The organism is Komagataeibacter melomenusus, assembly GCF_013155395.1.
In the GTDB taxonomy this organism is placed as follows: domain Bacteria; phylum Pseudomonadota; class Alphaproteobacteria; order Acetobacterales; family Acetobacteraceae; genus Komagataeibacter; species Komagataeibacter melomenusus.
The window spans coordinates 1-18,526 of the sequence record NZ_JABJWC010000054.1 but is presented as its reverse complement, the minus strand read 5'-3'; the positions used below and the strand labels follow the sequence as shown (position 1 = coordinate 18,526).

At 63.9% G+C, this 18,526-nt stretch carries 17 protein-coding genes and 3 pseudogenes; 6 read left to right on the top strand and 14 right to left on the bottom strand.

Annotated elements, in window-relative coordinates:
- The 5 genes and pseudogenes from HNW77_RS15110 to HNW77_RS15090 all read right to left on the bottom strand — a co-directional run.
- Positions 1-281 (bottom strand): annotated as a pseudogene (locus tag HNW77_RS15110) (ABC transporter ATP-binding protein); the annotation flags it as partial.
- Between the two features lie 92 nt (positions 282-373).
- Positions 374-1,711 (bottom strand): annotated as a pseudogene (locus HNW77_RS15105) (DUF763 domain-containing protein).
- Between the two features lie 24 nt (positions 1,712-1,735).
- Positions 1,736-2,227 carry a manganese-binding transcriptional regulator MntR gene (gene mntR / locus HNW77_RS15100; RefSeq protein WP_172158737.1) on the bottom strand — a complete coding sequence of 164 codons (492 nt, stop codon included), beginning with the start codon at positions 2,225-2,227 and terminating at the stop codon, positions 1,736-1,738.
- Positions 2,227-3,108 (bottom strand): formyltetrahydrofolate deformylase, encoded by an 882-nt coding sequence (purU, locus tag HNW77_RS15095; protein WP_172158735.1) that lies wholly within the window; start codon positions 3,106-3,108, stop codon positions 2,227-2,229. The genes mntR and purU overlap by 1 nt, the downstream gene beginning before the upstream one ends.
- 5 nt (positions 3,109-3,113) lie before the next feature.
- Entirely contained in the window at positions 3,114-3,791 is a 678-nt protein-coding gene (locus HNW77_RS15090; RefSeq protein WP_172158733.1) for a peroxiredoxin, read from the bottom strand.
- Positions 3,792-3,881: 90 nt separating this feature from the next.
- Between HNW77_RS15090 and HNW77_RS15085 the strand changes: the two genes are divergently transcribed.
- The 3 genes from HNW77_RS15085 to HNW77_RS15075 all read left to right on the top strand — a co-directional run bounded on the left by HNW77_RS15085 (position 3,882) and on the right by HNW77_RS15075 (position 6,777).
- Positions 3,882-4,805 carry an MBL fold metallo-hydrolase gene (locus HNW77_RS15085; RefSeq protein WP_172158732.1) on the top strand — a complete coding sequence of 308 codons (924 nt, stop codon included), beginning with the start codon at positions 3,882-3,884 and terminating at the stop codon, positions 4,803-4,805.
- 40 nt (positions 4,806-4,845) lie between these two features.
- Positions 4,846-6,132 carry an NAD(P)/FAD-dependent oxidoreductase gene (locus HNW77_RS15080; RefSeq protein WP_172158730.1) on the top strand — a complete coding sequence of 429 codons (1,287 nt, stop codon included), beginning with the start codon at positions 4,846-4,848 and terminating at the stop codon, positions 6,130-6,132.
- 75 nt (positions 6,133-6,207) lie between these two features.
- Positions 6,208-6,777 (top strand): DUF1643 domain-containing protein, encoded by a 570-nt coding sequence (locus HNW77_RS15075; protein WP_172158728.1) that lies wholly within the window; start codon positions 6,208-6,210, stop codon positions 6,775-6,777.
- Between the two features lie 101 nt (positions 6,778-6,878).
- Here the strand turns inward: HNW77_RS15075 and HNW77_RS15070 are convergent, their stop codons facing one another.
- Positions 6,879-7,268, bottom strand: coding sequence for an immunity protein YezG family protein (locus HNW77_RS15070; RefSeq protein ID WP_172158727.1), 390 nt, complete (start codon positions 7,266-7,268; stop codon positions 6,879-6,881).
- A gap of 58 nt (positions 7,269-7,326) precedes the next feature.
- A complete protein-coding gene (gene dinB / locus HNW77_RS15065) occupies positions 7,327-8,433 on the bottom strand; it encodes a DNA polymerase IV (protein WP_408886859.1) in 1,107 nt (368 codons plus the stop codon).
- A gap of 402 nt (positions 8,434-8,835) precedes the next feature.
- Between dinB and HNW77_RS15060 the strand changes: the two genes are divergently transcribed.
- The 3 genes from HNW77_RS15060 (at position 8,836) to HNW77_RS15050 (ending at position 11,010) form a co-directional block, all read left to right on the top strand.
- Positions 8,836-9,522, top strand: a complete 687-nt coding sequence (locus tag HNW77_RS15060) for a YfdX family protein (RefSeq protein WP_172158718.1) — start codon at positions 8,836-8,838, stop codon at positions 9,520-9,522.
- Between the two features lie 109 nt (positions 9,523-9,631).
- Positions 9,632-10,231, top strand: a complete 600-nt coding sequence (locus HNW77_RS15055; RefSeq protein WP_172158716.1) for a hypothetical protein — start codon at positions 9,632-9,634, stop codon at positions 10,229-10,231.
- Between the two features lie 536 nt (positions 10,232-10,767).
- A complete protein-coding gene (locus tag HNW77_RS15050; protein WP_172158715.1) occupies positions 10,768-11,010 on the top strand; it encodes a hypothetical protein in 243 nt (80 codons plus the stop codon).
- A 136-nt stretch (positions 11,011-11,146) separates the two neighbouring features.
- Here HNW77_RS15050 and HNW77_RS15045 read toward each other — a convergent pair whose 3' ends face one another.
- The 7 genes and pseudogenes from HNW77_RS15045 to HNW77_RS15015 form a co-directional block, all read right to left on the bottom strand.
- The gene (locus tag HNW77_RS15045; RefSeq protein ID WP_241694511.1) at positions 11,147-11,590 is read right to left on the bottom strand and encodes a hypothetical protein; all 444 of its coding nucleotides are present in this window, start codon (positions 11,588-11,590) and stop codon (positions 11,147-11,149) included.
- 297 nt (positions 11,591-11,887) lie between these two features.
- On the bottom strand, positions 11,888-12,616 hold the full coding sequence (locus HNW77_RS15040) for a response regulator transcription factor (protein ID WP_172158713.1): 729 nt from the start codon (positions 12,614-12,616) through the stop codon (positions 11,888-11,890).
- 146 nt (positions 12,617-12,762) lie between these two features.
- Positions 12,763-13,548, bottom strand: a complete 786-nt coding sequence (thiD, locus tag HNW77_RS15035; RefSeq protein WP_172158711.1) for a bifunctional hydroxymethylpyrimidine kinase/phosphomethylpyrimidine kinase — start codon at positions 13,546-13,548, stop codon at positions 12,763-12,765.
- A 3-nt stretch (positions 13,549-13,551) separates the two neighbouring features.
- On the bottom strand, positions 13,552-14,910 hold the full coding sequence (gene glmM, locus HNW77_RS15030) for a phosphoglucosamine mutase (RefSeq protein ID WP_172158710.1): 1,359 nt from the start codon (positions 14,908-14,910) through the stop codon (positions 13,552-13,554).
- Positions 14,911-14,961: 51 nt separating this feature from the next.
- On the bottom strand, positions 14,962-16,011 hold the full coding sequence (gene folP / locus HNW77_RS15025; protein ID WP_172158708.1) for a dihydropteroate synthase: 1,050 nt from the start codon (positions 16,009-16,011) through the stop codon (positions 14,962-14,964).
- A gap of 228 nt (positions 16,012-16,239) precedes the next feature.
- Complete coding sequence (gene ftsH / locus HNW77_RS15020) at positions 16,240-18,180, bottom strand: ATP-dependent zinc metalloprotease FtsH (RefSeq protein WP_172158706.1); 1,941 nt, start codon at positions 18,178-18,180, stop codon at positions 16,240-16,242.
- A 132-nt stretch (positions 18,181-18,312) separates the two neighbouring features.
- Positions 18,313-18,526, bottom strand: a pseudogene (locus HNW77_RS15015) (tRNA lysidine(34) synthetase TilS); the annotation flags it as partial.

Here is an 18,526-nt window from a genome sequence, read left to right as displayed (position 1 = left end):
GCGTTGTCACAGATGATGGTGGCGCAGAACAGGAAGATGGATACCCACACCGCCTGCATGCCCTGCCCGCCCTGCGTCATGCCATTGACCAGATGGCGGATGATGGCCGACATGCCCACGTTGCACGCCACCGCCACCGCAATCGCGCCGACGATGATGGCATGCCACCGGCCATGCAGCCGCACGTAATGGAAAATGAACCCCAGCGGGCGGGTGCGGTACCGCGCCAGCGCGGGCATGGGGCGCGTATCGGGGGGGAGTGCGGAGTCTTTCACGTTCATGCGAGAATGCTGCCTTGAGGGCATGGCGGGGAAAAGGCTCCGCACTTATGCCGCATTTGGCCCGGTATCATGCCTGCATGACAGATGCACCCCTATCCCGCATTGCGGGACGTCTCGCCTTCGTGTCGCTGCTGGTCGTGTGGCTGGTCATCATGGCGCATGATCCCGTGCCGCTACCCTTCTGAAACCCGGCCGGGCGGCGGCGGTTCATAACCGAATACCGAGCGCCCGCCATATTCATGCGAGCGGCCACGTTCCTCCGCCATGATGGCGGAGAAGGACGGGCCGCGTGCCTCACGCTCGAGCCTGCGGGCAGCGGAATCCAGCCTGCGAATGGCATCGAGCCGTTCCTCGCGCCCCAGCCTTGCCGCAGCCACCGCCGCCTTCATGACCGAGAGCGTGCGGTCATACACCGCCACCGGCACGGGATAGGGGTGGCGGTCCTTGCCGCCATGCGCCAGCGAGAAGCGGGCCGGGTCATCAAACCGGCAGGGCGCGCCATGCACCACCTCCGCCACCAGGGCCAGCGCGCGCACCGTGCGCGCCCCCACGCCGGGCACGCGCAAAAGATCAGGGAAGTCACGCGGCCCCGCCTCGCTTGCCGCCGCCAGCGCGCCATGCAGGCGGCGCATGTTTACATCCTGCGGCTGCACGTCATGGTGGGCGGGCATGCACAGATAGGGCAGTTCACCCTGCGCGGGCGGTGGCGGGGGCACATGGCCCTCGATGCGCATGAGTTCACGCGTCAGCCGGTCCGGCCCCATTTCATGCAGCAGTTCGACCTGCCCCGTGCGTGAGGGAGCCGCCCGCCGGTCGGTCAGGTTCATGATGGGGCCGCCTGTCGTGCGGCCATCAATGGCGGCGTGCGGGGCCTCGACAAAACTGCTCACGTCATCGGACAGCCAGTGATAGCGCCGCGCCAGGCGCTGGCCCGCATGCATGCCCTGCTGCACCACCGCCCATTTGCCATCCGCCGCCACCACGAAGCCATGCAGGTACAGGTCGAACCCGTCCTGCACGGCGGCACTGTCCACCTTGGCCACCATGCGGCTCGTGGCCACAAGCGGCGTGGCGTCAAGCCCGGTGGCCTCCCCCACCGCCAGCAGTTCATCAGGCGTGCGGCGCGAATGGCGGCCACGGCCACCGCATACATACAGGCCCAGTTCATCCTGCAGGGGCGCCAGCCCGCGCTTGAGCGCGCCGATCACGCTGGTGGTAATGCCCGAGGAATGCCAGTCCATGCCCATGACCGCGCCAAAGGACTGGAACCAGAACGGATGGGCCAGCCTGCGCAGGAACTCGTCGCGCCCGTAATGATGCACCACCGCCTGCGTGATGACCGCCCCCAGCCGCGCCATGCGCTGGCCCAGCCACGCGGGCACGCGCCCGGTATGCAGCGGCAGGTCGGCGGAGCCCGCGCGTCGGGTCATGGGCGGGTTCCTTCCCTTGGCGGCTCAGTCGTCGTGGCGCCTGGCCGCCCTGGCCATGAAGGCGGCCAGCCCCGCCTCAAGCGCGTGGCGGAAGGCACGCAGCGTTTCCGCGCCCACATAGTGTTCCATGCCCTCGGCATCAATGCGGGCGCTGGCCTCGCTTATGCCAAGGGCGCGCAGGAACTGCTCGACCGTGTGGTGGCGCGCGCGGCTTTCACGCGCCATCTCCTGCCCTGCCCCGGTCAGGAAAATGCCGCGATAGGGCCTGCGCGTGACCAGCCCGTCCGCCTCGAGCCGCACCAGCATCTTGGCCACCGTGGGCTGCGATACGCCAAGGCGGGCGGCGATATCGACCTGGCGCGCCTCCTGCCCGTCATTGAGCAGGTCATCGATCAGTTCGACATAGTCCTCGATCAGCGCCGTCTTGCGCGCCAGCCGCGCCTGGCGGAAGCCCGCGCACTGCGTATCGGCATCGGGCATGGGGGCGGCTGCTGGCCTGTGGTCCGGGCCGGGCATCAGGGATTGAACACGATGGTCTTGCGCCCGTTGGGAATGACGCGGCACTCGGTAAAATACCGCACGGCGCGCGCCAGCACCCGGCGCTCGATGTCACGCCCCTTGCGGATCAGGTCATCAGGGGTATCGGCATGGGTAATGCGCTCGACATCCTGCTCGATGATCGGGCCTTCATCGAGGTCGGGGGTCACGAAATGGGCGGTGGCGCCGATCAGCTTCACGCCGCGCGCAAACGCCTGATGGTAGGGTTTTGCCCCCTTGAAGCCGGGCAGGAAGGAGTGGTGGATGTTGATGCACCGCCCCGCCAGCCACGCGCTCATGGAATCGGACAGGATCTGCATGTACCGCGCCAGCACCACCAGTTCGGCGCCTGTCCCGTGCACGATTTCGGCCATCCTGGCCTCCTGCGCTTCCTTGGTGGCGGCGGTTACGGGCAGGTAGTGGAAGGGGATGCCGTCAAGGTCGATATGGGCATAGGTCTCGCGCGGGTGGTTGGCGATGATGGCCACCGGCGCGATGGCCAGTTCGCCAATGCGCCAGCGATACAGCAGGTCGACCAGGCAGTGATCGAAGCGCGAGACCATGATGACGGTGCGCGTGGGGCGCAGGCTCTCGCGTAGCGACCACTGCATGTCGAACCGCGCGGCCAGGGCTGCGAGCGCCTGCCCGAGCATGGCGCGTTCCACCCCGCCCGCGGGCACGCTGAACACCACGCGCATGAAGAAGATGCGGCTTTCACGCTCATCGAACTGCTGGGCACCCGCAATGTCGCCCCCCAGTTCGAACAGGGCCTGGCTGATCGCCGCCACGATGCCGGGCCGGTTGGGGCACGACAGCGTGAGCACATAGGAGGGGCGCAGGCCCGGGGCCGGATCAGACATGGGGGTTACTGCCCGCGCCTGCTGCCCGTATCGGGCACGGGGTTATAGAACCAGCACCCGCCACCGGCCTTGCGCAGGGCGGCCTGCGTGGTGGGCACGGGGCGCACCACGTCGCAGCCCGGCGTCCAGCCCTCCGGCGTCATGACCGCATTGCCCTCGCTGCGGCGCAGGGCCTCGACCAGGCGCAGCAGTTCCTCCACCGAGCGCCCGACCGACATGGGGTACCACACCAGTGCGCGGATCACGCCCTCGGGGTCGATCACGTAGGTGGCGCGCACGGTGGCGCTGTTCTGCGCGGTCAGGTCCAGCATGCCGTAGGCGCGGCAGACCGCCATGGAGGGATCTTCGACCAGCGGGAACGGAATCTCGACGCCAAAGCGCTCCTGTATCGTCTCGAGCCAGGCCAGATGCGCGTACAGGCTGTCGACCGACAGGCCCAGCAGCGCGCAGTCAAGCTGCTCGAAGCGATCGGCCGCGCGGGCCAGCGCCATGAACTCGCTGGTGCAGACCGGCGTGAAATCCGCCGGGTGCGAAAAAAACAGCAGCCAGCGCCCGCGGAAGTCCGACAGGCGCATTTCCCCTTTTGTGGTACGCGCCTGAAAGTCTGGCGCCACGTCCCCGATCCGCAACGGGCGCGTTCCGGTCACGCCATGGTTTGCGGGTATACTCGCCTCTGTGCTCATGTCCTGCCCTTTTGCATCTGCCGCGCCTTGACGCAAGCCATCTCATAACATACATTTATTATGTAATTCATAAACTATGGATGAGATTCCATGACCGACCCCGCCCTTGAAGCCGCTGCAAGCCAGGTGATGACATGCCGCGCAACAGGCCAGGTGCCGGTTGTGCGGACATTTTTCGACCTGCCTACCTTCACCGCCACCCATGTGGTGCATGACCCCGCCACCCGGGCCTGCGCCATCATCGACAGCGTGATGGATTACGACCCCGCATCCGGCAAGACCGACCACGCCATGGCGCAGGACATCGTGGACTACGTCACGGCGGAAAAGCTGAAGGTGGAATGGCTGCTTGAAACCCATGTCCATGCCGATCACCTCTCGGCAGCCCCCTGGCTGCAGGAGCGCCTTGGCGGCAGGCTCGGCATTGGCCATGCCATCCTCAAAGTACAGGACATCTTCGGCAAGCTGTTCAACGCGGGCACGCGGTTCGCACGCGATGGCTCGCAGTTCGACGCGCTGTTCGAGGACGGGGCGCAGTTCACCCTCGGCACGCTGCCCGTGACCGTGCTGCACGTGCCCGGCCACACGCCTGCCGACATGGCCTATGTGATCGGTGAGGCCGCCTTTATCGGCGATACGCTGTTCATGCCCGATTACGGCACCGCGCGGGCCGATTTTCCCGGCGGGAATGCCCGCATGCTCTACCGGTCCATCCGCCGCCTGCTCGCCCTGCCCGCCGAGACGCGGATTTTCCTGTGCCATGATTACAAGGCCCCCGGCCGTGACACCTTTGCGTGGGAAACCACCATCGGCGCGGAACGCGAGAACAATGTCCACGTTCATGACGGCGTGGATGAGGAAACGTTCGTGCAGATGCGCACCGCGCGCGACGCCACCCTGTCGCTGCCCAACCTGATCATGCCCTCGGTGCAGGTCAACATGCGGGGCGGCCATTTGCCCGAGCCGGAAGATAATGGTGTAAGCTACATCAAAATACCGCTCAGCCGTTCCTGACGCACATCCATCCTCTATCAAGTCATTACGGAGACCCTTCATGACCGATACCGCCCCATCCACCCCGAACCTCGCCAGCACGGCGCGGGGCCTGACCTATGATGTCGTCGTGGTGGGCGGGGGGGCTGCCGGCCTGTCCACCGCCGCGAGCATTCTCAAGCGGCGCGGCGGCATCACGCTGGCCATCATCGAGCCGTCGGGCTCGCATTTCTACCAGCCGGGCTGGACGCTGGTGGGCGGCGGCGTGTTCAGGCAGTCACAGACCCGCCGGTCGGAAAAGAAGCTGATCCCGCCCGGCGCCGACTGGGTGCAGGCGGCGGCCACGGGTTTCGAGCCCGAGGCCAATCTCGTGCACCTGTCCAACGGGTCATCCATCCGCTACGAGGTGCTGGTGGTGGCCACCGGCCTGACGCTGGACTGGGACGCGATCGAGGGCCTGGGCGAGACCCTTGGCCGCAATGGCGTGACCTCGAACTACCGCTACGACCTTGCCCCCTATACCTGGCAGATGGTGCAGACACTGGGCCGCGGCAATGCCGTCTTTACCCAGCCGCCCATGCCCATCAAATGCGCGGGCGCGCCGCAGAAGGCGATGTACCTGGCATGCGACGCATGGCGCAGGCGGGGCCTGGCCGACAACATCAACGTCTCCTTCCACACTGCAACGCCGGGGCTGTTTGGCGTGAAGGAATTCGTGCCGCCGCTGATGGACTACATCAACCGCTACCATATCGACCTGTGCCTCAAGTCGAACCTGACGAAGGTGGACGGCAAGGGCCGGATCGCAACGTTCGAGAACGTGGCACAGGACGGCAGCAAGACCACCTCGGAAGTGGAATTCGACATGCTGCATGTCGTCCCGCCCCAGCGCGCGCCCGACGTGATCCGCAACAGCGCGCTTGCGGGCGAGGGCGGCTGGGTATCGGTTGACCCCGCAACGCTGCGCCATACCAAATTCGCCAATGTGTTCGCACTCGGCGACGTGGCGGGCACCTCCAACGCCAAGACCGCCGCCGCCGTGCGCGTGCAGGCCCCGGTCGTGGCCGTGAACGTGCTGGCAACCCTCGACCACAAGCCTGCCGTTGCCGATTATGACGGCTATGGCGCCTGCCCGCTGACCGTCGAGCGCGGCAAGATCGTGCTGGCCGAGTTCGCCTATGGCGGCAAGCTGGCCCCCACCCTGCCCACATGGCTGCTCAATGGCCGCAAGCCCACGCACCTGGCCTGGTTCCTCAAGGAATGGGTCATGCCCGTGCTGTACTGGGATGGCATGCTGCGCGGCCATGAACTGATGGTGGCCCCGCACAAGATCGGCACGCCCCGCTGATCTTTCGCACCCGCTGAAACGCGCCATGGCCGCGCGGGGGTGGACCTCCGCGCGGCCATGCGTATGTTTGGGGCCATGAACACCACCAGACAGGGCCAGCACCATGTGGGCCACAGCCGCCCGCTCCGCCTGGCCGATGACGTGGTCAGCCATGCCATCTATGGCGGCCCGGACAAATGCTACCGCTACGAACTGACCCGCACCTGGAACCCGCAAGGGCCAGCGGTGATGTGGCTCATGATGAACCCGTCGGTTGCGACGGAAGATGGCGATGACCGCACGGTGGCCAAGTGCCAGCGCTATGCCCGCGCCTGGGGCTACGGCACGCTGCTGGTGGGCAACACCTTCGCCTATCGCTGCACCGACCAGAAGCGCCTGACCGAGGTGCCCGACCCGGTCGGCCCCGAAAACGACCACCACCTGCTGGCCATGGCGCGGCGGGCCGACCTGGTGGTGGCGGCCTATGGCTCACCGCAGATCAAGAGCCTGCTGCCTCGTGGGCCAGAAGTGATCCGCATGTTGCAGCAGCACGGCATTACGGTCAGCGCCATGCGGCTGAGCAAGGGTTCGGGCCGCCCCGAGCATCCGCTCTACCTGCCTGCCAGCCTGAAGCCCGAACCACTGCCGCCTGTGGCCCCGGCCTGAATGGGCTGCGGGGCCTGAAACAGTTCCTGGCGGTGTCTTTCAAAGCTTTTTGACAGAAGCTTCACCAAAAACTGTATTATTCCAGGGCATTAACCGCGCGCTCAGTAGTCAAAATCGACCGAGAATGACCCTGCGGCCATGTCCACCCGCAGGGTCAGCCCGGTCCAGACCGGCTGGTCGCGGGCCGGGTTCTCACGCCAGAAGGCGGCGCGCAGTTCCAGCAGTTCATGCTGCAGGTCGTGCAGGTAGCGGATATGGCCTTCGGTCGATTCGTCCTCGAACGGGCTGAAATTGACCTTCTCTCCATCCTGCGTTTCGTAATCGAAGCCGAAATACACATTCGTGTCGCCCAGTTCGACATTGCCGGTAAAGGCCATGTGCATCTCGATGGCGCGGCAGGTTTCCTCCTCCTCTTCCGGCACGGCGATCAGCACGAGTTCGGCAATGGCGTTGAGAATGGCCTGTGAGCCGGGAGGGGCTGCGTTGTTCATGGTGTCCTGCTTCGCTTGGGAAAGGTCATCCAATGACCATGATGCGCCAAGCCTGCAATCAATAAGACGTTTTTGGTGAAGCTTTTTGCCAAAAAGCTTCTAAAGGCGGCGGCCGAGCGGGCGGAACCGCGCCGGGCGCGCGCAGGCCCGATACGGTCACGCCAAGCAGCCTTATGCCGCGTGGCGGCGGAAAGCACGGGGCCAGCAGCGCCAGCGCGCGGCGGGCCAGATCGGCCCCGTCCCCTACAGGCTCCGGCGCCGTGCGCCCGCGCACGATCTGGCGGAAGTCGTTGTATTTCACTTTCAGCGTCACGGTCACACCCGTCAGGCCACGGGCCACGCAGCGCCCCCATACCCGCTCCGACAGGGCCAGCATGTGCCCACGCGCTTCAGCCCAGTCATGAATATCGGCATCAAAGGTCTGCTCGCCGCCAATGGAGCGGCGCGGGCGGTTGACCTCCACGGGGCGATCATCAAGCCCGCGGGCAATGCCGTAATAGAAATCCGCCGCCTTGCCAAAATGCCGCAGCAGGCGCGAGAGCGGCTGCGCGCGCAGGTCGTGGCCCGTGCGGATGCCAAGGGCATGCATGCGCGCCGCCGTGGCCGGGCCAATGCCATGAAACTGCTCGACCGGCAGGCTTGCCACGAAATCCGGCCCCATGCGCGGTGTAATGACAAACTGGCCATCAGGCTTGCGGTAATCGGAGGCCAGTTTGGCGAGAAATTTATTGTAGGACACGCCAGCGGAGGCGGTCAGTGCCGTCTCATCGTGGATACGGGCGCGAATGGCCGTGGCAATCGCCGTGGCGGAGGGATAATCCAGCAGCGGGCGGGTGACATCCAGATACGCCTCATCAAGCGAAAGCGGCTGGATGATGGGGGTAAAACAGGCAAAAATGGCGTGAATCTGCGCGGAGACCGCGCGATACACATCAAAACGCGGCGGCACGAACACAAGGCCAGGGCATTTGCGCTGTGCCACGACCGAGGGCATGGCCGAGCGCACCCCAAACCGGCGGGCCTCATAACTCGCGGCGGCAACAACGCCCCGCCGCCCCGCACTGCCTACGGCCAGCGGCCTGCCCCGCAGGGCCGGATCATCGCGCTGCTCGACCGAGGCATAGAAAGCATCCATGTCAACATGGATGATACGCCGGTGCCCCACTCCACTCACGGCGCAAACCGCACCAGGGCCATGCCCGCAAGGGACATGACCGGCACGGCGTGACTGCGCGAGATCAGTCGTTGCACTTCTTTTTCTTAAGGAAAAACACGATAACGCCGACAATCGCACCGAAAACCAGGATACCCTTGAGGCAGGGAGACTTGGAAGGGCACTTGGTTGCACATTCAGACATGATTCATTCCTTGATAAACAGCTCCGCTCCAGACGGGAGCGGCCCGGCCCATACTAGCGCATGCATGCGCCGTGACCAGTGGGCTTTTGGCACGCAGGCGCCCGCTCAGGCCTGACATGCGGCAGCAGGGCAGCCGCATTGCGTTGCCACATCTTTTGTTACAGATGGCGTCGGGCAATGATACCACCACCAAGACCGGAGAATGAACCATGAAGAAATATGCATTTCTGCCCGCCGCCCTGCTCATGCTGGGCACGGCGGTCGGCGCGGCGCAGGCGACCCCCTCGACCGGGCGCGCGGTCAACCGCGATTTCGCCAAGCTGTCGGCCGATGGCAGCCGCGCGTTTGATGATATCGCCATGGCCCGCACGGCGCTTGCCAACAGTGACACCGCTGGCGCCATCAAGCTGCTGACCGACGCCAACAACGCCCTGACCCGCGCCAAGAGCGACAACAAGGTGTTCATGAAGGCCGAGGCCCAGCTGACGCCCCCCAAGAAGGCCCCGGCAGGCGCGCCCGCGCCCAAGGCTGCGCCCTCCACCCAGCCCGTGGCCTGGCTGCCGGTTGATGGCGAATACATCGTGACCGAAGACCTTGAGCCCACCTCCACCAAGGGCACGGCAGTGGCCTCGGCCAATACCAGCCTGAACAAGGGCCAGCCCGCGCAGGCCGCGCAGAACCTGCAGGTTGCCGCGGTGGATGTTGACTTCGTGCTGGCCATCGCGCCGCTTGATGCCAGCGCCAGCGATGTCTATCGCGCCTCCAACCTGCTTGCAGGTGCCACACCCAACACCAAGGATGCGGACGCCGCCCTGCTCGATGCCCAGAACAGCATCCGCTTCGTGTCTGAAGACATGGTAGGCACGCCTTCGGGCAAGAAAGCCGCCGGGAACTGAGTCTCCCCGGTTGTTTCCGGTCGGTACCATGCCGCGCGCAAGGACAGCCTGCTCCCCATCGCCCCCGGCGCAGGGGGGCGGGCTGCCCCGGCGGGGCCTCTGGCTGGCCATGACCGGACTCTGCCTGGCCCTTGGCACCCACCCGGCCCGCGCGGCCGGGCAGATCGAACTGTGCCTGGCGCGGCACCCTGTTGAAAACAGCTTTGTGCAGAATGCCGCAGCCCATGGTCCGATTCATGTGCCCGCAGGCACCGCGCTCAATTACGCGGGCCATGCCTTTGGCCCCGCATCGGACCCGCTCGACCGTGCCCACGCAGCCCCCGATGGCGATGGCTGGCGCGACATCCCGCCCGCCGAGGAAGCCCGCCGCCGCGACCTGCAAATGGAAGATATAGGCGGGGACAGCCGCTACCACCGCCCGCAGGCGGCCCTCATGACAACAGCCGCCGTGACCCTGTCACCCGCGCACCCCTGCGCGCAGGTCGGCGCCACGGCCCTCCTGTCCGATGACTGGACATGGACGATGGACACCATCCCCGCCCGCCCTGACATGTATTTTCAGGCTTATGGCACGGTACGGGGCAACCAGCTTGATCCGACCTTCAATAACGATGCCGATCCCTTTCAGTGGACAGCGGCGCATGGCGCACTGAATGCCATTGTTACACAAACAGTTGACCAGTCGCTGACGCTTCGTTCTCCCGACTGAGAACATTTTTTTCAGTGACACGCCGCCCGTATCATGATGGCGGCCATGACATAAGCCAGACCGGGAACAGGATTCTGGCGGGTTGCCGGAACATTCCCATCAGTAAACTGCCCGGGCTGATATGGAATTTATTGTCCGACTCCCATCGTGAAAAATTTTATTGTTTTTAATCAATTCTTTATTGCGATAAAATTTTTCAACACACACTTTCAAAAAAATGAACCCGATTATCAGAAATTATATATTTTGTATTTATTATGTATCTAACAATTTCATTCCAGATAAAACAGGAATATGAATTGCATTTTACATTGCATGGTATAAAAATTTTAATTCTGTACTGGAAAAATGTTGGCCTGCAGCCAATGTCCTCATAAATAGTCTACCCATTCCCACAAGGGGTCAGTCCCCACGGGTCCGGAAAAGCCCAGCAATACAGGCTGCGGCATGTAAAGATGGGTGTGTCACTACATAAGATGCATGCTAAAGGTTATTTTAACAGTTCAGCCAGCCGATGAAAAACAATGGAGAACGGGATGGCCCTCTACCAGTCCGCACAGTTTATTGACACGTGGACCGATCCTGAATTCGACAAGCTTCATCCGCCCCGCACTGTCGCCCCCCATTCCGGCATTTACCGTTGTGCCGGCTGCGGCGTGGAAATTGCCGCAAGCGAGGGGCAACTCCTGCCTGCCATCCATGCCCACCCCCACCGGCTTGGCACGCGCGAGGCCTGGCAGATGGTGGTCTATGCCGACCACCGCCCCAAAGTGACCTGAACCGCTGGCAGGCAAGCCGTCCAGCCCGCATCAGACAGTTTCTGGTGATGCTTTTTTTTCTGGAATTCTCAAGGCAATACCGCCTTTAAAAAAAAGGCGGCAGCCGGACCCTTGTATTATTTTATCAATGCCGGGCTTACCACCAGCCGCCGCCCCACGGGCCACCCCAGCCACCGCCGCCCCAGCCCCACATGCCCCAGTTCCATGAGGCATCTTCATACATATCCGCCGTCATCTGCTGCTGGTCAGCCAGATTCTGGGCCTGCACATAGGACATGTAGCGCCCGTAGGCCGCCTGGTTGCCCACATACAGGCAGTTGCACACCTTGGGGTCGGAATAGATGTAGAGCATGTGGTCCCCAAACGATTTCTGGAGGAACCGGTTGGGGGGCAGTTTCTGCAGCATCAGCTGCCGTTCCGGATTATTGGCGGGGCGCGCCACGAAACCCGCTGCGGCAAGGCTGTTTTCCTTATCCACGATCTGGTCATGCACGCTCTCGCACGCGCTCAGCCCGGTGGATAGGGCAAGCAGCAACGCACCACCTGCGTAAAGATGCCTCAGCGCTTTCTTGTTTCCCATCGACGTGCCGCCTGTTTCCATCCTGTTAATCTGGGCATCCTGTCCCATCAACGAGCCGGAATAAAGATGCCCGGAAAAAAACATATGAATTATTTCAGCCGAGTTTGATTTATCTCATGTCCGGACCCGGCACGGTAATGCGATAAGGATCGGGCGATGGGGGCATCGCATATCGAATCATCACTTTAAAACTTTGGCAGGCGCACCTTGCGGGGTGGGCCTGCCATTTTTTCTTTGCACGGATATTTTAACGATGACGGGTCTGTTCGGGTTGCAGGCGCTACAGCCCGCCAGGCATCACGCCGCTGTTACCTGCGTTACCGGGGCATTGAAAGGCGTGGAGGATAAGGGCGGGGTTTCATCGCGCAGCACATAGCCCTGCCCCCATACCGTGGCGATAAGCTGCCCCGCGCCCGCAACCTGCAATTTCTTGCGCAGCTTGCAGATGAACACATCGATAATCTTCATTTCCGGCTCATCCATCCCGCCATACAGATGGTTGAGGAAGGCGTCCTTGGTCAGGACCATGCCCTTGCGCAGCAGGAGCAGTTCCAGAATCATGTATTCCTTGCCGGTCAGGTGCACACAGTGCCCCTGCACGCTGACCGCGCGGCTATCAAGACACAGTTCAAGCGGCCCCGCGCGCAGGGTCGGCTCACTATATCCCTTCGAGCGGCGGATAACCGCCTGCATCCGTGCGGTCAGTTCCATCGATTCGTAGGGACGGGTCACGTAATCATCCGCCCCGGTGGAGAAGGCCCTCACCTTGGTGGCGGCGTCGCACTCCTCTGACAGGACAAGAACGGGGGTGGGTACCCGCGCGGCCCGGCTGACCCGAATGACCTCGAATCCATCAAGATCTTTCAGCCGGATCTCCATGACTGCGAGGTCATAGTTATAGGATTTTAACATTCCCAGTCCATCATGCCCTGTATCAACATGATCTACTGTAAATCCGGCCTTCTCCATATGCCGGGTGGTCTCTTCGGCTTTCCGGGCATTGGGCTCTACAAGCAAAATCCGCATATCGACCATCCAGTAGATATTTATACTACATATACCTATAGGTGCGCGAAGCGCATTAAACAACCTAAAGTTGTTTATATATTACCATTCTTTCATTATGATTATAAATATAATGATAATTATTTTATTAATGGATTATTAATGTTCTAACCCACGCCATGGTTCAGCGGACCTGCCCCCGCACCGTAGCCCGGTGCGGCCGCAATGGCCCGCAGCACATAGGCCCGCGCCCGGATCACGGCATCACGCAGGCCCATGCCCTGCCCCAGCCCCGTGGCAATGGCGCTGGCCAGCGTGCAGCCCGTGCCGTGCGTATGGCGGGTATGGATGCGCTGGCTCGTGAATTCCTGCACCGTGCCATCGGCTTCCACCAGCACGTCAAGCAGTTCATCGCCGTCCATATGGCCGCCCTTGAGCAGCACGGCGCGTGGCCCGAGCGCGAGCAGGGCACGGGCTGCGGGCACCATGTCAGCACGCCCCGCAATGGGCTGTCCCAGCAGGGCCTCGGCTTCGGGAATGTTGGGGGTCAGCACGGTGGCAAGCGGCAGCAGCCGCGCCTTCAGCGTGGCCAGCGCGCTATCGCGCAACAGCGCCGCCCCCCCTTTCGCCACCATGACCGGGTCAAGCACGTAGGGTATATCGGCTGTTGTGAGCAGCACATCGGCAATCGCCTCGATCACCTCCGGGCGGTCGAGCATGCCGCTCTTGAACGCATCAACGCCCAGATCATCCATCACGCAGCGCATCTGGGCCACGATAAAGGCCGGGGAGACCGGCATGACCGCCTGCACGCCCAGCGTATTCTGCGCGGTCAGCGCGGTGATGGCGGTCATGGCGAAGCCGCCCAGCACGGTTACGGTCTTGATATCGGCCTGGATGCCCGCCCCGCCGCCGCTATCGCTGCCCGCCATGATGAGGATGCGCCCGTGCATGGCTCAGCCCGCCATCTGGATGGCGGTGATCGCCTCGCACATGTCATCGACCACTGCATTGACCAGCGCCTCGTCCTCGGCTTCCGCCATGACGCGCACCAGCGGCTCGGTGCCGCTTTCACGCAGCACGAGTCGCCCGCGCGTGCCCAGCCGCTTCTCCGCCGCCGCGCGTGCCTCGTGCACCTGCGGGTCATGCAGCGGGCTGCGACCGGCAAAGCGCACGTTGCGCAGCAGTTGCGGGTAAGGCTTGAACATGCGGCACACCTCGCTTGCGGGGCGACCGGACTCCACCACTTCGGCCAGCACCTGCAGGGCCGCCACCAGCCCGTCGCCCGTCGTGGCGAAATCCGACAGCACCATATGCCCCGACTGCTCGCCACCGATATTGGCGCCAAGCTCGCGCATTTTTTCCACCACGTAGCGGTCACCCACCGCCGTGCGCACCAGTTCCAGCCCCTGTGTCTCGAGATAGCGCTCAAGCCCCATGTTGGACATGACGGTGGCCACGATATGGCGCCCCGACAGCCGCCCCTGCCGCGCCCATGAGTGCGAGATCAGCGCCAGGATCTGGTCGCCATCGATCAGGCGGCCTTTTTCATCGGAGATCAGCACGCGGTCGGCATCGCCATCGAGTGCGATGCCGATATCGGCCCGGTGGCGCTGCACGGCGGCACACAGGGCTTCGGGGCGGGTGGAGCCGCAGCCTTCATTGATGTTGATGCCATTGGGGTCGCAGCCGATGCGCACCACTTCGGCCCCCAGTTCCCACAACGCCGTGGGCGCCACGCGATAGGCCGCCCCGTTGGCGCAGTCGATCACGATGCGCAGCCCGTCAAGGCGCAGGCGTCGGGGGAAGGAGGACTTGGCACTTTCCACGTACCGGCCCGCCGCGTCATTGAGGCGCGAGGCCCGGCCGATCTGGTCGGGGGCGGCGAGCATGTGGGTCAGATCCTCGCCCATCGCCGCCTCGATGCCAGCTTCCGTTTCATCGGAGAGCTTGAACCCGTCGGGGCCGAACAGCTTGATGCCGTTATCGCCATACGGATTGTGCGAAGCCGAGATCATGACGCCCAGATCGGCGCGCAGGGAACGGGTGAGCATGGCAATGGCGGGCGTGGGCATCGGCCCCACCAGCGTCACGTCCATCCCGGCGGAAAGAAAGCCCGACACCAGCGCGCATTCGATCATGTAGCCCGACAGGCGCGTATCCTTGCCCAGCAGCACGCTATGGCGATGCGTGCCCTGGATGAAGCGCAGGCCCGCGGCCTGTCCCAGCTTCTGCGCCACTTCCACCGTCATGGGAAAGCGGTTGGCCATGCCCCGAATGCCATCCGTGCCGAACAGCTTTCTTGTTTTTACCATTACTGGGGATCTCCGGATACGTTCTGGTCGGACACCGACCTACCCTACCTGCTACTGCCGATCCAGTCCCTGCTGCACCCGCATGGCCTGGATCATGGCCGTGGCATTGTGAACCCTGAGCACCACATCGGCAAAGACCATTCCCGGCAGGCTGGCCGCAATCGTGCCCGGATCGCGTGCCGCCGCATCGGGTTCGTGGGCCAGTTCGCCAATCATGCGCTTGCGTGACGTGCCCAGCACCACCCGGCAGCCCAGATTGGCCAGCAGCGGCAGACGGGCAAGCAGGGTCAGGTTGCCTTCCAGCGTCTTGGCAAAACCGATGCCGGGGTCAACCATGATCCTGTCGCGCGCAATGCCGGCCGCCACCGCCTCATCCACCCGCTGGCCGAGTTCGCGCACCACATCCACCGCCACGTCGCCATAGGCCGTATGCGCGCGCATCGTCTCGGGCGTGCCGCGCATGTGCATGAGCATGACCGGGCAGCCATGCCGCGCCACGACCGCGCGGGCCGCCGGATCATGCGCCAGCGCCGAGACATCATTGATGAGCGTGGCCCCGGCCACCAGCGCCCGGTCCATGACCGCCGCGTGCCGCGTATCGATCGAGAGGCTCAGCCCGTCAAGCGCGGAACAGGCCCGCACGGCGCGGATGACCGGGCCGATCCGCTCCCATTCCGCCTCGACCGATACGGCGGGCGCACCGGGGCGGGTGCTCTCGCCGCCAATATCCACCACCTCGCACCCTGCGGCATGCAGCGCCTTTATGCGTGCCAGCGCCGTCTCCACGCGGTCATGCTGGCCGCCATCACTGAAGCTGTCCGGGGTCACGTTGATGATGCCCATCACCTGCTGGCCCGGCGGCAGCCCCGCATCCGGCGCAGGCGCACTGATGCGCCGGGCCGCTTCATCCCATGCGGGCGGCAGGGCCGTGACCGGCAGGATCGTATCATCCTGCCCCGGCCCGATCAGGCGGGCGAGCGCATAGGCCCACGGGCCGCCCGCAAGCCAGCGCGCAACACCCAGTGCGACCGCCTGCCGGGCCGCTCTGCCATGCAGCAGGGCCAGAGGTTCGAGCAGCAACTGGTTGGAAAAATGACTCACGAACGATGCACCCGGTCATGAAATTGTTTCTGGTGGCGCTTTCTTCAAAAAGAACGCCCCTCATGTCCTGTTCCCGAACATGGCGCCGGAATACAGACATGGCGGAACAGCCTGAAGCTGCTCCGCCATGTCTGTATCAAGAAAAACCTGCCAGCTTGAAGCCGCAAAAGAATGCCGCCTTTTTGAAAAAAGGCGGCACCCGGAAAGTTTTTCTTCTTTTCTGTTCACCTAGCCCGCCGGGGCGGCGCCCACTCCACCCCCGCCTTCTGGCGTGGGCAGCGGCGCCACGGGGGCGGAAGGGGCTGAAGGCGGCACGGACGGACGACGGTTCTCGGGCATCGGGTCATCCACCACCACGCGCTCGATCTTCTCGCCGCGCAGCACCTGGCGGATTTCCTCGCCGGTCAGGGTCTCATATTCCAGCAGGGCCGCACCCAAGCGGTGCAACTGGTCGATATGCTCAAGCAGCAGGCTGCGGGCGCGCTCGTAGGCGGCATCGATCAGCTTGCGCACCTCGTTATCGATCTCGCGCGCGGTTTCCTCCGACACGTTCTTGTTCTGGGTCACGCTATGGCCCAGGAACACTTCCTGCCCGTTGCCGCCATAGGCCACCATGCCCAGCTTTTCGCTCATGCCCCATTCGGTCACCATGCGGCGGGCCACGTCGGTCGCCATCTTGATGTCGCCCGAAGCACCGGTCGAGACATTGTCGGCCCCGAAGATGATTTCCTCCGCCGCGCGGCCACCCATGGCCAGCGTCAGCTTGCCGATGCACCACGAGCGGCTTTCGGAGTAGCGGTCCTTCTCCGGCAGGCTCATCACCATGCCCAGCGCCCGGCCACGGGGAATGATGGTGGCCTTGTGCACCGGGTCGGAACCCGGTGTGAGAATACCCACCAGCGCATGCCCGCCCTCGTGGTAGGCGGTCATCTTCTTCTCGTCCTCGCTCATGACAAGGGAGCGGCGCTCGGCACCCATCATCACCTTGTCCTTGGCGTTCTCGAATTCGAGCATCGCCACCGTGCGCTTGCCCAAGCGCGCGGCCATCAGCGCCGCCTCATTGACCAGGTTGGCAAGGTCGGCACCCGAGAAGCCGGGCGTGCCACGGGCAATGACCTTGGGGTCCACATCCGAGGCCAGCGGCACCTTGCGCATGTGCACGCGCAGGATCTTCTCGCGGCCCGCCACGTCGGGGTTGGGCACCACCACCTGCCGGTCGAAGCGGCCGGGGCGCAGCAGGGCGGGGTCGAGCACGTCGGGGCGGTTGGTGGCTGCAATCAGGATCACGCCCTCATTGCTGTCAAAGCCATCCATCTCGACAAGCATCTGGTTGAGTGTCTGCTCACGCTCGTCATTGCCACCGCCAAGGCCCGCGCCACGATGGCGACCGACGGCATCGATCTCGTCAATGAAGATGATGCAGGGTGCTGCCTTCTTGCCCTGCTCGAACATGTCACGCACGCGCGAGGCGCCCACGCCCACGAACATTTCCACAAAGTCGGAACCCGAGATGGTGAAGAACGGCACGTTCGCCTCACCCGCGATGGCGCGGGCAAGCAGCGTCTTGCCGGTGCCGGGCGGCCCCACGAGCAGCACGCCCTTGGGGATCTTGCCGCCAAGGCGGGTAAACTTCTGCGGATCGCGCAGGAAGTCGACGATCTCCTGCAACTCGCCCTTGGCTTCATCAATGCCGGCAACGTCATCAAACGTTACGCGGCCCTGCTTTTCGGTCAGCATGCGTGCGCGTGACTTGCCAAAGCCCATGGCCCGGCCACCGCCCGACTGCATCTGGCGCATGATGAAGATCCACGCCCCCACCATGAGCAGCAGCGGCGCATAGTTGATGAGATAGCGCAGGATGGGGTTGGTATCCGCCTCAAGCGGCTTGGCCACGACTTCCACGCCCTTTTCCGTCAGGCGGGAAATCAGGGTGGGGTCCTGCGGGGTGTAGGTATCGAACGACGTGCCATCCGTCAGCGTGCCGGTGATGTTGTGCTCCTGCACCACGACAGAGCGAACATGCCCGCTGTTCACGTCTCCGATGAAATCGGAATACGCCAACTGCTGCGATGCATGCTGCACGCTTCCCGGCTGGAAGACATTAAACAGCAACAGCAGCAGGACGATGATGATAACCCACAGGAGCAAGTTCCGGCCGAAATTGTTCATCTTGTCCACTGTTCCATCCGCTGGCCCCCTCGCCCATGCCCCACAGCGGGCAGGCGAACAGACGCCACGTTCACTACGTCCTACCATACATAGGACGATCAGGGGATATTCACACCCCCACCCGCCAACCTTTTATGCCAGCCTGCCCGGCTGGTCGCGTCCGGCGCCGCCAAATACGGCGCAGTCGAGCACGGGATGGGGGGGCTGGTTCATGAAAACCGCATGGGTGGCAAAAGGTTCCCGCGCGTGCAGGCCCATATGGGGCACGGCCTTGACCTGCCCGTCATGCCATAGCGCGGGCAGCGTGCGCAACAGGCGCGCGGGCCAGCACGACCGCCCCCTGCCC